Consider the following 14,051-nt stretch of genomic DNA (forward strand, 5'->3'; position numbering starts at 1 on the left):
AATCGGAGTATAAAGCGGTGAAAAGCCATTTAGCTATAGGGGGATTAAGAGGGAAATGCAGCTCGTTATCTTCCTCAAGCTTTGCGGAGTTTTTTTCTGTCAGCTAAAAGTCCTGCACTTTTTTCGAGAGCCGAAATCCTTTCTGTTAATTTTTCATTATGGTCATATAAATACTTGTTTTGCGTTTCCAATTCAATATGCATCGACTTAACCTGGCCTATTTCATATTCATTATCCCAGGTTCTTACTTGCGTCTTCGCCACATGACCAATCAATACACTAAGGCGTTCTTCCATATGCTTATTGGTCTGCAAGATTTTATATAGGGAATCTTCTTTACGAAGGCAATCCTTACATTCTTCGCTCATTACTTTACCTCCAAGTTTATAACCCAATATGCTGAAAGTCCTTTGGCTTCATGTCTTGCTGTTTAGGTCCAATGAACTGAACCAAGTCCGCGACCACTTCAGTTGCATATATATTTTTGCCATCTTTGTTTTCGTATGTCCTCGTTTGAATCCTGCCCGTAATCCCGATCAAGGTCCCTTTTTTACAATACTGGGCAGTATTTTCAGCCGACTTTTTCCATATGATACACTGTACGAAGTCCGCTTCATAGTCACCAACCGTATTACGGAAATGACGGTTGACCGCTAACGTGACATTGGAAACAGCCTTGCCATCGGGGGTATATCTTAACACAGGATCCTTTGTAAGCCTGCCGACAAGGGTTACTTGGTTAATCATCTTTTCTCTCCTCTCTCTTTAAGATGTTTTAATCATACTCGTTCTTCAAATAAATAAAAAATGACTGAAATGGCGTTATTTCGGTCTTTCCCTAATCGAAAATGGCTTGGAGTTGGTTCAAAATCAATTTACCCTGGGTAAAATCAGTTAATAATCAAATAGTTAACAAAATTAAATATTTTGCAAAATTATATCCTATCGTTCATAATTTAGACAATTGCTGGGTTTTCATTTCATTAAATCATCGTTTTTTAGTATGATATAATTACCTTTATAAGGATTAATCGACGTGTATCATTTTGGATAGATTAAAAATTACGTATGAGAGAGGTATTTACCGCTCTTTTGGCAAGAAACGGAGGAATTGGATGAAATCGTTTAAATTGATCTCGTTGCAAATTGTTACGGAGAATTTACACGTGATTGATATTGCATTAACAGACGGGCTGATAATAAACAAGGAAAACGACGCTAGAACCTGGCTACTGGAAGCCTTTGTGGAGGAAGATCATTTCAAGGAGCTTGAACCATCACTTCCCAATATAGACGGAGAGGTGTATATCCAGGCTGTCATTACAAAAAAAGATAATGAACCGGCTTTGTTTCACACAGCCTTACGAACGATCAGAAAGGTAGGCAACCATTATAGCCTCTTATTCGTTGGTGAAATTAAAAAAACGCGCAGCAAATATGCAGAACTCCTGCTGGAGGATTTGGTCCAAAAAGGCCTAGTCGGTGATGAATTAATAAATGAATTCAAGCAAAAAATCCGCTCGAAGCCTAAATTGGCAACGAATAAGTAAAGATTCTGCCCTCGATCCCCCTAACCGAATGCAAAAAAAAAGACTGACATAGTTGAAAGGATGTTCATCCTTCTTCACTAGGCCAGTCTTTTTTACTTAATTACTTATTGTTATCTTTTTTATCATCTTTAATTAGGTCATCATCGTTATCCATGCCATTATCATCATTTTCCATCATACCGTCATCATCTTTATCCAGATCATTCACATCATTATCATTCATATCGTTATCATTTACGCCATTGTTATCATCTTCCATGATATTGTTATCATCTTCTGGCGCGGGATTGTTATCATTATCATTCGTTCCACATCCGGCAAGGAACATTATGGATAATAAAGATCCCCCAATTAGTGCTAAAATTCTGCTTTTCATCATTTTTGGCAACCTCCCTTCTTTCTTAATCATTAGCTATTTTGCCCCGAATGTGAAAATAACTTGCGTCCTAATTAAAATTTAAAAAGAAAACATAAAAAAATGCCGGACAAAAAGGCCGGCATTCAAAGGGAGAATAAAAAATAGTCTAACATTCAGTTTGCATTAATGAGCTTTGCAGTGCTCTTAATATATACACCTCTTGACGATCGTTTAAACCAATATTTAGAAAATATGGAGAAGATTTATTTGTCACCAAAGGCAAACATGATTTCGGCTTCACATGCTATCTCGCCATCTACAGTTGCGACCGCTTTCCCCTTGCCCATCGAGCCTCTCATTCGCACTATTTCAACTTCCAGGCGCAGTTGATCGCCCGGTTTGACTTGCTTTTTAAAGCGACAGCCATCAATTCCAGCAAAAAATGCCAGGCGTCCGTAATATTCCTCTTGTTTCAATACCGCTACAGCACCAACCTGCGCCAAAGCTTCTACAATCAATACCCCAGGCATCACTGGATAGTCAGGAAAATGGCCATTAAAGAATTCCTCGTTGGCAGAAACATTCTTCAACCCTACCGCTCTTTTCCCTTCATCTATTTCGATAATCCGATCCACTAATAAAAATGGGTAGCGATGAGGGATGATTTCTTTTATTTGTGTGATATCAAGCATGATTGTTCCTCCTACGTATTCATTTTTTTAACAACATGACGAGACTCGCCCCTGCCCTGAAGACAGAGGTGCAGTGAGCCAGTCATATAAGTCCGTTAACGCGTTTTTCACCTCGATGAACAAGGGACTTACGCGCCCTTGTTCACTATATCAATAATATGGGTCCATGTGGATTTTTGGAAAACATCCAGTGCATGTCCTCCCCCAATGACACTGTAGCCTAAAAGCGCACCTGATAATGCAGCAATGAATATCAATCCAATAACAATGAGTAAACGAAGCCAAATTGGCAAAAGACGCACCCTGATTCTACGGCTCGGTTTCGTCTCGACTTCAATTATCTCTTCTTCAATCTGTTGTCTCATTACGCGATTTTGTTGTTCCATATAGAATGTGAAAGCTCCTTTATCTAAGAAAACCCGCCGACTTATTTTTCCTATACTCCAGGAATTCGGCAACTATGCAAAATGTTAGGCCCAAACGATTCTCTTGTTATGAATCCATTATAACCGATTTGCTGTAAATTCGCAGGAAGGCATTTTCATTTTCCAGATGACTTAACGGATACCATTGATTAATCCACTCATTTGATCTGCCATCGTGATGGATCGGGATTGGAACTGGTACGATCGCTGAACATTGATCAAATCAGACATTTCTTTTGATAAATCGACATTGGATGACTCTAGTGCACCTTGGCGTACAGCTATTTGATTTCGGGAAGCACCGGTTAAAGCAGTCATGATATCATCCACGTTTACATCAAGGCGATTGATGTTTTCAGGCAGGCCAAGTAAATTTCCGCCTAGCCTGTCAAGAAATTGCGGCTTCTTGACCGAGACGATGCCAAGTCCGAAGCTTTCTTCACCATTTTCCTCAGTTTCTACCTTCAGGACTCCATCTTCCGTAATCTTAATGTCCGTAATATTCCCAGCAATAAGGATGGGTTCACCATTTTCGTCGAGAACCTTATGTCCGGCGGATGTAACCAGTATCATTTGATCGGGATCATTGGCATTGGGTGATAAGTAAAATGCACCATCCCGTGTCAGCCTTGTATTGACCCCTTTACCATCCTGAACGCTCACAGTGAAGAATTGGTCTTCCTTAGTCAATGCAGCATCAAGGTTACGGTCTGTCGTCTTTATTGCTCCCTGTGAAAGCACCAATTGAGATTGGCTTAGCATAGCGCCTGTTCCCTGCCGGATGCCAGGTGCCGTCAGCCTTCCTTTTTCCTTGGACTCATTCGGTTGATTATTGAAACTCTGTGTCAATAAGTCATTGAAGCTCGTTTGGGTCTTTTTGTAGGCATTCGTATCAACATTGGCGATATTATTGCTTATTTGGTCAATTTTGCTTTGAAGTTGGTTCAGCGTATTTGTCGCTGTCATCATGGTCCTATTCAAGAGTATTCCCCTTACATGTTCAAATTTCCAGAGACGTTTTTCTTCTTATGTCGACTTAAAGCCTGCCAACTTCATTGACCGCTTTATCCAAACTTTTATCATAGGCTTGAAGGACCTTCTGACTGGATTCAAACGAGCGATATGCGGACATCATTTCCGTCATCGTTCTCGATTGATCGACATTTGAGCCTTCCAGGAAGCCTTGCTTGGTGGAAAAACCGCCTTCAACAGCCGCATATGCGCTAGGCAATTCCTCATCCCCCACAGCCTTATACAGGCCTTCCCCGTCCTTCATCAGCTGGGAAGATGGATCATCTGAATAGCCGATGCCCAGTCGTGCGGTTTGAATATTCCCCTCTAAAATGACACCGTCATCCGTAACGGTGAACCTGTCGCTCTCTAGCTTGATCCGTTCCTTATTTTCATTCAGGACATAGTGACCTGAAGGGGTAGTTAAATATCCTTGCCCATCAAGGGTAAAGCTGCCGTTCCGTGTATAACGGAGTCCGCCATCTCCATCCTGGACAGTAAAAAGCACAGAACCTTTCCGTCGATCTTCATTGATCGGCAGGTTCTCATCAGCCAAGGCCATATCGGTATTGAGCCCTGTTTCCTCCAATGTACCCTGGGTGAATAACGGGTTAGCCTCCTGTACGTAGACGCCGGTACTGAGGGCCCCAACCTTGGAGATTTGAGGGATTCCCAATTTATTTTCAGTAGGAATCGTTTTGCCCCCCATGTTGCTGATAAGCAATTCCGGAAATGACCTTACACTCGTCTGATCCGCTTTATACCCTGTTGTATTTGCATTGGACATATTGTTTGTGAGTAATTCAGTGCGCCTTTGCTGTGTAATCATCCCGGAAGCAGCTGTATAAAACCCTCTTAGCATCTTCTTCACTCCTCATTCTTTAAAAACTCATACCGTTCATTCTTATATATTTCTTATCGGACTGAACATCGGTATCTTAAGGGAAAAAGAAAAGCTTTAGGCAGAAGTAGTATTGGCTAGGTCAGATTTAAAGGAATGGTGTTAAATAACCGAATAAAAGAAGAGGGCCTATTGCTCATCAGTACTAGAACCGCACGCACTTTCACTATGCCTCATGTTTGTCTGAACCTTAGACCCTTATCTTATGATGCAGATTCCCATCCGCTTTTTAGTTGAATTTGTGCCTTGGCAATTTGTCCATATTATCAAGCATGATTCCAGTTCCGATTGCTACACAATCCATTGGATGCTCGGCAACGAGTACAGGTACTTTAAGTTCTTCGGCAAGCAGTAAATCGATACCGTGAAGCAATGCTCCACCGCCCGTTAAGATGACGCCGCGGTCGATGATATCAGCCGAAAGTTCAGGCGGTGTCCGCTCAAGTACGCTTTTGGCAGCTTGTACAATGACGGAAACCTGCTCGCGAAGAGCTTCCTCAATCTCTTCAGAGTTGACCGAGATCGTTCTAGGCAAGCCCGACACCATATCACGGCCACGAATATCGATGACTTCATTACGTGAACCAGGGAAGACGGTTGCAACTTCGATCTTGATGTTTTCCGCCGTACGCTCACCAATCAGAAGCTTATACTTCCGCTTGATATAATGCAGGATTTCGTTGTCGAATTTATCACCGGCCATTTTAATGGATGAAGATGTAACGATATCACCCATTGACAGCACGGCTATATCCGTTGTACCCCCGCCTATGTCCACGACCATATTCCCGCTCGGCTGAAAAATATCCATGCCTGCGCCAATTGCAGCCACTTTAGGTTCTTCTTCAAGGAATACTTTCTTTCCGCCGCTTTTTTCAGCAGCTTCTTTAATTGCCTTTTGTTCGACGCTCGTTATGTTTGTCGGGCAGCAAATCAATATTCTCGGCTTGGAAAGGAAGCCCTTTACATTCAATGTATTGATAAAATGCTTAAGCATCGATTCTGTTACATCAAAATCCGCAATGACTCCATCTTTCAAAGGGCGGATGGCAATGATGTTTCCCGGGGTCCGGCCCACCATTTTACGAGCTTCTTCCCCGACAGCAAGAACACGGTTCGTATTCTTATCAATCGCCACTACCGAAGGCTCATTTAACACAATTCCTTTACCTTTGACATGTATAAGAACATTGGCTGTTCCAAGATCTATCCCAATATCTCTAGCAAACATTTCTTAAATCCTCCTTGAATATCCTCACATATAACCTACTTCTGTCCTAATTGTTTATTTTACCATATTGCATTGACACAAGTAAGTATGAATTATAAATAAACGTTAACGGATACTTTTATTTCCTATTTTACCAAAATGTAAATATTTTCGATACCATATGTACCATCCCCGTTTTTTGCCCATAAAAAAATCCCGGCAGTGAATCGCCGTCAAGGATTGGATTACATCCTTCCCCTAATAGCTCGATTCACATCCAAATGCCGGGATGGGTACCTATATTATTTGACGATTTCTTCTTCTCTTTCAGAGCGTTTATATTTTAATTTCGTTGCTTCTCCGCCTCTAAGGTGACGAATGGATTTATGGTAATCCAATATATCCTTTACTTCGTTAGCCAAATCAGGATTAATTTCTGGCAGCCTCTCCGTCAAGTCTTTATGGACTGTACTTTTTGAGACTCCGAACTCTTTTGCAATGACGCGGACCGTTTTTCTAGTTTCCACGATATACTTTCCTATCTTGATAGTTCTTTCTTTGATGTAATCGTGCACACCACTCGACCTCCCCAAATTGGATGTGAGAAGTGTGAAATGAGATTCGTATTTTTCGAATCGAATACCGCTGCCCTATAAACAATGAAAGATAGAATTATTCACCTATTAGATAATTTGTAATAAACGATTCCTCACCTCAAACACTCTCTTTTCATGGTTTATAACATCTTATTAGCTTGGTTAAGAATATATGCCTAATGGGACAGGGCGTTCGGATTTATTTCTGAGTACCACCTGTTCAATTTTCGGGAAAAGCGAATTATTTCCCAAGAAATTTGTCGGAAATCCAAACATTTAAGCATACGTTAACGGATTTCCTCTATAAAAAAGGAAGCCGTCCTGAGGGATGGCTTCCTTTTACCAAATTTTTCAGTTGTTGTCATTCGTAACGCCAAAGGTTTTCGTTTTGATTTATGAAAAATCTTATTTAATTAGATTGATTCAACGAATCTTTTAAGGAGCCGCTCTCTTCGGTTGTATCTTCACCTGGAGTTGAGCCTTCCTTATCCGTGCCATTTTCTAAATCTGTGCTTTCGTCAGTTTCGTCAACGGCTGGAGTTTCATCCTTGCCAGTTTCGGATTCTTCGACTGCAGGTGTTTCTTCTTTTTTGGCTGAGTCGTCAAGTTCGCTTCCTTCCGCTTCAGTTGCAGCTTGAATGGCAGAAGCTTGTTTATCGAAAAATTCAATCGGATTCAGCGCGATGTTATCTTTTCTGATTTCGAAGTGGACATGTACGCCAGCTTCTTCATTGATTTGGCTTTTTCCCGCTTTTGCGAGAGATTGACCTTGTTTCACCTTGTCACCGACAGCTACCTTAATGTCTTTTACGGATTGGTAACGAGTAACGACATTATCTTCATGCTCTACTTCAATTAGATTTCCAAGTAATGCATCATTTTGAACCTTTGTTACATTTCCACTTAAGGAAGCCTTAACATCGAAAGACTTTCCGTCTTCCATTGCAATGTCGATCCCTTTATTTTGCTCATATCTATTGTTGTAGAAAACCAATGCATCTTCTTGCGACTTTTCATCTGCATTCACATCATAAAACTGTTTCTTGATTACCGTTTCATTCGCATTCTCTACAGGCATTTTGGTTGTTTCGAGATTACTATTGACCTCTACAGAAGGCTCACCATAGTTTTTACCTGTTTCAGCTGAGTCCTCTTTGCCATCTTTAGCTGAATCATTGAAACTATTTTGTAATAAGAAGGCCGCGGCTAAGATTATGGCTGCACTTGCGATATAGATTGCTGCTAACGCCCAACGTTGTTTCAGTATACGTCGGATTGTGGAAGTTGGTTTCTTTTCTTCCTCTCTCATATTAATCACCTCAGCAATCATTCTGAACATTTTGTTAAGAATATATACACTCAGGAAAAAATTTTTTTAGATTTATTTTGTGGAAATGAATCCGATTTTATTCGTGGAATGGTAAAATGTTTGGTATCTCACTGTTGAAGGATGTTTAATTCATGAAAAAAGCCTTTAGAATCGTGTTAACACTATTGCCTTTCCTATATATGATTGCGATTTGGATAATGTCGGGCAACCCCGATGACATGATACTTGATCTTCCATCATCCTCGGTCGACCGATTTATAAAAGAGGCACTTCATCTTGTCGAATTTGCCATTTTGTTCATTTTATTCGTTTCGGCCCTTGCCGCAAACCATAAATTGAAACCAGGCTTAAGCCTGGTTGCGGCCCTTGCTGCATGTCTTTATGGAGTTTTGGATGAATACCATCAATCCTTCATTCCGTACCGCTCAGCAACCTTAATAGATATCATTAAAGATATCATTGGAGTGGCTGCTGTCTATTTTCATGTTCAATATCACTATTTTAAGCATGGACGCGGATTTTTGACCACCATAGAAAAAATAAGCGCAAAAAAATGAGAGATGGGGATTTCCCATCTCATTTTTTTGCGGTCATCGTATTCAGCCACTTATTCGATGACTGAACTTTGACCCCTTTATAGTAATACTTTACGATATCTTCATAGTTTTTTCCTTCCCTGGCCATTCCATTGGCACCATATTGGCTCATCCCAACGCCATGCCCCGACCCCTTTGTCGTGATGACGATCCGGTTGCCTTGGCGCTCCCAGTTAAAATCCGATGATGTCAAGCCAAGCTTTTCACGTATCTGTTTTCCCGTCAATTTCTTTCCCCCGATTTCAACGATGCCCACACGATTGCCTGATGTTCTTTCAACCACCGTGCCTATCGTTGTCCCCGAGGAAAGACTTACACCAAGTTTGTTTTCAAAATCGGCTGTGTTCACGACGACTTTATTATAAAATTTTGGTGATTCTTCTTTATCCCATGGACTTGAAACACTTCTTAAATAGGGGAAATCGGCTTGCCAATAGTCCTCGGAATTCTCCGTGTAGCCGTTGCTCGTGGAAAAAAAGGTGGCTGTGATCGGTTTTCCATCATAGGTCAGGATTTGCCCCTCCGTTTCCTTAATGGCCTTGCTGATTTTTTTCATCTTCGATTTATATTCAGAGCCCCATTGATTTTTGAGCTCATCGTCATTCTTATAAACTTGATGCATGACCGTATCGCTCACATCGGCACCGTCCGGCAAGCCCGACCGACTCTCACCAATAAGCTGATTGACAATGTATGTCCTTGCCGTCAACGCTTGTGCCTTCAATGCTTCTTCCTCAAAATCCGCTGGCATTTCAGATGCAACCACGCCAGTCAAATACGTTTCCATCGGCACTTTTTCAATCTTTTTTGCATTTGAACGATAAACGGCAACTTCAACGGAATTCATTTCATTTGCACTTACTTCATTACCTTCCTTCTTCACTTTCTTCTCTAACTGTTCGGCTAATTCCCCACTTGTCTTATCATTTGAAAATGGAAGCACAAGCACTGCTGGAATCATGATAATTACGAATGCTACTGCAATGAATAGTATGATCATCGGTTTGATTGCTTTCAAACTCCTGAGCCTCCCTACACTTGTTTTCTCTGCCGTGCCTACCTGTTTCGGCAGGATCTGTACATAACAAATGTATGTCGATGGACGAGCATTTATGAATAGAAAAACGGCAACTCTTCTGCAGGAGTCCAGGCATGTAGGATCAAGACAAAAAAAACCATTCACGATTTAATGACTCAAACGTGAATGGTTTTATATGCTATCTTATGCGTTCAGATCGGCAATTTTCTTTGTTTCGGCAGGTACATCTTCGTTAATGCGTTCCACATCGGCACCTAATGCTGCCAATTTACCGTGGAAGTTCACGTAGCCTCTGTCAAGATGCTTAAGTTCTGTAACACGAGTGATGCCATCCGCAACCAATCCGGTCAGGATGAGCGCTGCTGCGGCACGTAAATCTGTTGCAGCTACCTCTGCACCTTGGATGTTAGTCGGTCCATTAACGATAACGGAGCGGCCCTCGATTTTAATATTGGCATTCATGCGACGGAATTCCTCAACATGCATGAAACGGTTTTCGAAAACGGTCTCCGTAATCATACTCGTTCCATCAGCACGCAACAATAATGCCATCATTTGTGACTGCATATCAGTCGGGAAACCAGGATGCGGCATTGTTTTGATATCAATCGCCTTCAAGGTTTTTGGACCGATGACGCGCAAGCCATCTTCTTCTTCAAGGATCTTGACGCCCATTTCCTCCATTTTGGCAATAAGGGAAGTAAGGTGTTCAGGAACAGCTCCTTGAACAAGAACATTACCGCCAGTAAGTGCTGCGGCTGTCATGAAAGTACCTGCTTCGATACGGTCAGGTATAATATTATGTTCAACGCCATATAATTTATCGACGCCTTCGATTCTCATCGTACCCGTACCGGCACCTCTTACTTTGGCACCCATTTTATTAAGGAAGTTCGCAAGATCTACAATTTCAGGCTCTTTGGCCACATTTTCCAGAACGGTAATACCCTCAGCAAGTGTTGCAGCCATCATGATATTCTCAGTGGCGCCCACACTCGGGAAGTCTAGATACACACGTGCACCTTTAAGCCTTCCTTCTACCTCGGCATCAATGAAGCCATTGCCGACCTTTACTTTTGCTCCCATCGCTTCAAAGCCCTTCAAATGCTGATCGATAGGACGTGAGCCTATTGCACAGCCACCCGGAAGAGCAACGCGGGCCCGGCCATTCCTTGCTAATAAGGAGCCCATCACTAATACGGAAGCTCTCATTTTACGTACATATTCAAATGGTGCTTCTTCTAATAACTCTCTTGATGCATCTACAGTTACTTGATTGTCATGAAAGGCAACATCTGCATTTAAGTTGCGCAATACTTCATTGATTGTATATACATCGGAGAGCGTAGGAACATCTTTAATGATACTTTTCCCATCACTTGCTAATAATGTTGCAGCGATAACTGGCAAAACGGCGTTTTTAGCACCTTCTACTTTAACTGTCCCGCTAAGCCTTTTTCCGCCGCGGACGATGATTTTTTCCAAAAGTATTCCCCTCCGCGTCCATTTTCTCTATATTAATATTCAAACGTTATGATTGGTGTGCCAACTACAAAGTTCGTTCGTTCACCCAATCCTTCTGTCCGTAGCCCAAACTGCAAATTTAATTTTTCTTTTGTCAAAGGTTGTTTAAACAATGTTGAATGTGCAGATATTGATGTAAAGTTTGTTTCATGCACACTCTCAATTTCCCTTGCTTGGAACATATCTAACAGGTCTTCAGTTTTAGAGTTTAAAACCGAATCCATATTATCATTGATAGACCCTTTAATACAAGAAAAAATTGAAGGAGTCCCTATAAATAGGTCATTTACCCTGTTCTGGAATGTCGTTGTAAAAAAGGCCGCATCGCCCTTTTCCCACTTCTGTCCCTTCACTTCATAAATGACATAGGTAACTTTATCAAATTCCTCTTCCGTTGTCATTATTTTGATAGATTCGGTTAGACCTGAATCGACATTGTAAGTTAACGCCTCAGCCTTCCAGCCGGAAGCATCATCTTCCCGGTGCCATTGAAATTGAGGGTATTTTTGTTTTAAAGCGTACACTTCGCTTTCGAACTCTTGTTTAGTTGCAATCTCTTTATTTATTTCTCTAGCGAGTACAGACCAATCACCTATGTCTAAATCCTTATCTTCTTGTAACAGTCCGACCAATTTGACTATATCTGGTTTAGTTTCTGCCACAATCGTACTATTCCCAATTAAAATCACCATCAAACCAAGAAATACTATGTATATTAACATTTTTTTGTTTATATTATACATGTTGAATTCCTCCCCTCTTTATGCATTATTACCATAAGGAGAGAAATCATACTTCGAGTTTTCCGACAATTAGTGATACCTTCCAACTTGCAGAGGTAGGCATGGCGAATAAAAGAGTAGGATCGTATTTTGCTATAAACAAAGTCTTACAGCTTATCAGTCATCACTGAACATATACGGGAGCTGGTTTGCAAACCCCAGGTAGTCAAGGAAGAAATTACTCACAACCGAACCGATGGCAACCGTCAATAAAATATATAAGACCCTGGCCTTGATGACCGAATTCGATCTTAACATTTTATCAAAATGTAATGCCTGTAGAGCCCACCAGGTAACTGCAATGAAAAACAAATGTGCAATTATTCCTGTTAAAGCCTGCTGTCCCATTGCTGAAAACATGTACATACCTCCTAAAAGACACCCGTCTTCCATTCTAACACAAAACCCCTTCATATTTGGAATATAAAAGGAAGAATTGCAAAATATCTTTTTAAAACTGTAAATAGAGGCTTGGTCCAATGGAACAAGCCTCTATCTACTTGCATTATATCATTTACTTGAAATAAAGTCTGTAAAATCACCAAATTGTTCATGAATAAAATCGAAGGCAATATTTGGAACAACCCCCAACAGTACGGTGCCGATTGCACAAATGATCAGGACGGCGGAAACACCTGAGCGAATCTTTAAGACCTTGTCTGAATGAACCGGCCGGAAAAAGACCTGGACCAATAACCCGAAGTAATAAACATAGGAGACGATGGTGCCTGCAATCATGATTCCGGCAAGGACGAAATGGCCTGGCTGCGTAATGAATGTTCCGAGGAAAATATTCAGTTTGCCAATGAAACCGGTCGTCCCCGGAATCCCCGCCAATGAAAGGATATAGATGGTGAATGCAACCGCCAGAAAAGGAGATTTCCTTCCTAATCCCGCAAGCATGCCAATATCGTCTGAACCGCTGTGGCTGGAAAGTAGTTGAATGACGGCAAATACGCCGATGTTCATCAATACGTATGCCAGTAAATAATACCAGATTGTATCCACAAGGAAATATCCTCCGCCCAATGTAGCCACAGCCACAAGAAGGTATCCCGCATGGGCAATGCTTGAATAGGCAAATAATCGTTTTAGATTTTGCTGCCTTAAAGCTACCACATTACCGATGATGATGGTCAGACCTGCCATTGAAGCTATATAGCCATCATTTTTTTCCAAAAAGTCGAGTGCCCCGAAGGCATCGCCGGGAGCGGTCAGGAACAAGGAAAGAAAAATGCGCAATAATATGACAAAACCCGCCATTTTCGAAATGACGCTTAAGAAGGCAGCCACAGGTGTCGGTGCCCCTTCATAAACATCCGGCGCCCACATATGAAAGGGAGCGGCGGCAATCTTGAAGGATAAACCGACAAAAACCATGAAGAATGCGAGACCCATGATATATTGCAGCTGTCCGTCCGTCATTCCAGCCATCGTCCGGCTCATCTCGCCCAGATTGACCGAACCCGTCACCCCATATAAATAGCTCATTCCGAATAAGGTGATCGCCGTGGATATACCGCCGTTAATCACATACTTCATCGATGCTTCATTAGCTATACGATCGCGTTTACGTATTCCAACCAATATATAAGATGAAAGTGAAAGCAGCTCCAGTCCGACAAACAGGGTTATTAAATCGCCGCTTGAGGACATGATCATCGCACCAAGCAAAGCGGTCAGGAACAGATAATAAAATTCACCCCGATGCTCTCGCAATCCTTCTTTCGGTTCATATCCTTCCGCGAGAAGGATGATAAGTCCCGCACCAATTAACAACAGGAGCTTAAAGGCTTTTGCAAAAGAATCCAAACGAAACGTATCCGACAAAATACTGACAGTTTCAAACGAAAATAGGCTTACCAGCGACAAACCTGCCAAAATGATACCGGTTAGCGCGAGCCATGCCAATTTCCTTCGATTAAAGTGCACCGGCCAGAACAAATCCAATATCGAAAGAGCCATGGTCGTTCCAAGGATGATGAATTCCGGCATCATCGCTCCCCAATCATACGAAAGCATCGTGTTCCAATCCAT

Annotated in this window: 17 protein-coding genes; 2 read left to right on the forward strand and 15 right to left on the reverse strand. The window is 41.6% G+C overall.

Annotation, left to right across the window (positions count from 1 at the left end; translation table 11 throughout):
• Positions 1 to 74: 74 nt before the first annotated feature.
• Together ABE28_RS22690 and ssb are read right to left on the reverse strand one after the other, a co-directional pair.
• Positions 75 to 368, reverse strand: a complete 294-nt coding sequence (locus ABE28_RS22690; RefSeq protein ID WP_064467135.1) for a hypothetical protein — start codon at positions 366 to 368, stop codon at positions 75 to 77.
• 16 nt (positions 369 to 384) lie between these two features.
• Positions 385 to 747, reverse strand: coding sequence for a single-stranded DNA-binding protein (ssb, locus tag ABE28_RS22695; RefSeq protein WP_064467134.1), 363 nt, complete (start codon positions 745 to 747; stop codon positions 385 to 387).
• A 368-nt stretch (positions 748 to 1,115) separates the two neighbouring features.
• Here ssb and ABE28_RS22700 point away from each other — a divergent pair, with 368 nt between their 5' ends.
• The gene (locus ABE28_RS22700) at positions 1,116 to 1,550 is read left to right on the forward strand and encodes a YwpF family protein (RefSeq protein WP_064467133.1); all 435 of its coding nucleotides are present in this window, start codon (positions 1,116 to 1,118) and stop codon (positions 1,548 to 1,550) included.
• Positions 1,551 to 1,650: 100 nt separating this feature from the next.
• Here ABE28_RS22700 and ABE28_RS22705 read toward each other — a convergent pair whose 3' ends face one another.
• The 8 genes from ABE28_RS22705 to ABE28_RS22740 all read right to left on the reverse strand — a co-directional run bounded on the left by ABE28_RS22705 (position 1,651) and on the right by ABE28_RS22740 (position 8,052).
• Complete coding sequence (locus ABE28_RS22705) at positions 1,651 to 1,929, reverse strand: hypothetical protein (protein WP_257390667.1); 279 nt, start codon at positions 1,927 to 1,929, stop codon at positions 1,651 to 1,653.
• 242 nt (positions 1,930 to 2,171) lie between these two features.
• A complete protein-coding gene (fabZ, locus tag ABE28_RS22710) occupies positions 2,172 to 2,600 on the reverse strand; it encodes a 3-hydroxyacyl-ACP dehydratase FabZ (protein WP_064467132.1) in 429 nt (142 codons plus the stop codon).
• Between the two features lie 128 nt (positions 2,601 to 2,728).
• Positions 2,729 to 2,986 (reverse strand): DNA-directed RNA polymerase subunit beta, encoded by a 258-nt coding sequence (locus ABE28_RS22715; protein ID WP_064467131.1) that lies wholly within the window; start codon positions 2,984 to 2,986, stop codon positions 2,729 to 2,731.
• Between the two features lie 171 nt (positions 2,987 to 3,157).
• Positions 3,158 to 4,006 carry a flagellar hook-basal body protein gene (locus ABE28_RS22720; protein ID WP_064467130.1) on the reverse strand — a complete coding sequence of 283 codons (849 nt, stop codon included), beginning with the start codon at positions 4,004 to 4,006 and terminating at the stop codon, positions 3,158 to 3,160.
• Between the two features lie 55 nt (positions 4,007 to 4,061).
• The gene (locus ABE28_RS22725; protein WP_064467129.1) at positions 4,062 to 4,898 is read right to left on the reverse strand and encodes a flagellar hook-basal body protein; all 837 of its coding nucleotides are present in this window, start codon (positions 4,896 to 4,898) and stop codon (positions 4,062 to 4,064) included.
• 268 nt (positions 4,899 to 5,166) lie between these two features.
• Complete coding sequence (locus ABE28_RS22730) at positions 5,167 to 6,168, reverse strand: rod shape-determining protein (RefSeq protein WP_064467128.1); 1,002 nt, start codon at positions 6,166 to 6,168, stop codon at positions 5,167 to 5,169.
• 281 nt (positions 6,169 to 6,449) lie between these two features.
• Positions 6,450 to 6,722, reverse strand: coding sequence for a sporulation transcriptional regulator SpoIIID (gene spoIIID, locus ABE28_RS22735; RefSeq protein WP_034315767.1), 273 nt, complete (start codon positions 6,720 to 6,722; stop codon positions 6,450 to 6,452).
• Positions 6,723 to 7,152: 430 nt separating this feature from the next.
• On the reverse strand, positions 7,153 to 8,052 hold the full coding sequence (locus ABE28_RS22740) for a stage II sporulation protein SpoIIQ (RefSeq protein ID WP_064467127.1): 900 nt from the start codon (positions 8,050 to 8,052) through the stop codon (positions 7,153 to 7,155).
• 152 nt (positions 8,053 to 8,204) lie between these two features.
• Here ABE28_RS22740 and ABE28_RS22745 point away from each other — a divergent pair, with 152 nt between their 5' ends.
• Complete coding sequence (locus ABE28_RS22745) at positions 8,205 to 8,630, forward strand: VanZ family protein (protein ID WP_064467126.1); 426 nt, start codon at positions 8,205 to 8,207, stop codon at positions 8,628 to 8,630.
• A gap of 19 nt (positions 8,631 to 8,649) precedes the next feature.
• Here ABE28_RS22745 and spoIID read toward each other — a convergent pair whose 3' ends face one another.
• From spoIID to nuoN, 5 genes are all read right to left on the reverse strand, one after another.
• Complete coding sequence (gene spoIID / locus ABE28_RS22750) at positions 8,650 to 9,687, reverse strand: stage II sporulation protein D (protein ID WP_257390668.1); 1,038 nt, start codon at positions 9,685 to 9,687, stop codon at positions 8,650 to 8,652.
• A gap of 204 nt (positions 9,688 to 9,891) precedes the next feature.
• Positions 9,892 to 11,193, reverse strand: coding sequence for a UDP-N-acetylglucosamine 1-carboxyvinyltransferase (murA, locus tag ABE28_RS22755; protein ID WP_064467125.1), 1,302 nt, complete (start codon positions 11,191 to 11,193; stop codon positions 9,892 to 9,894).
• Positions 11,194 to 11,225: 32 nt separating this feature from the next.
• Positions 11,226 to 11,975, reverse strand: coding sequence for a YwmB family TATA-box binding protein (locus ABE28_RS22760; RefSeq protein ID WP_064467124.1), 750 nt, complete (start codon positions 11,973 to 11,975; stop codon positions 11,226 to 11,228).
• 156 nt (positions 11,976 to 12,131) lie between these two features.
• Positions 12,132 to 12,374 carry a DUF1146 family protein gene (locus ABE28_RS22765; RefSeq protein WP_061141263.1) on the reverse strand — a complete coding sequence of 81 codons (243 nt, stop codon included), beginning with the start codon at positions 12,372 to 12,374 and terminating at the stop codon, positions 12,132 to 12,134.
• Positions 12,375 to 12,524: 150 nt separating this feature from the next.
• Positions 12,525 to 14,051, reverse strand: a complete 1,527-nt coding sequence (gene nuoN / locus ABE28_RS22770) for an NADH-quinone oxidoreductase subunit NuoN (protein ID WP_064467123.1) — start codon at positions 14,049 to 14,051, stop codon at positions 12,525 to 12,527.

Origin of the sequence: Peribacillus muralis (assembly GCF_001645685.2) — a bacterium.
Lineage (GTDB): Bacteria > Bacillota > Bacilli > Bacillales > DSM-1321 > Peribacillus > Peribacillus muralis_A.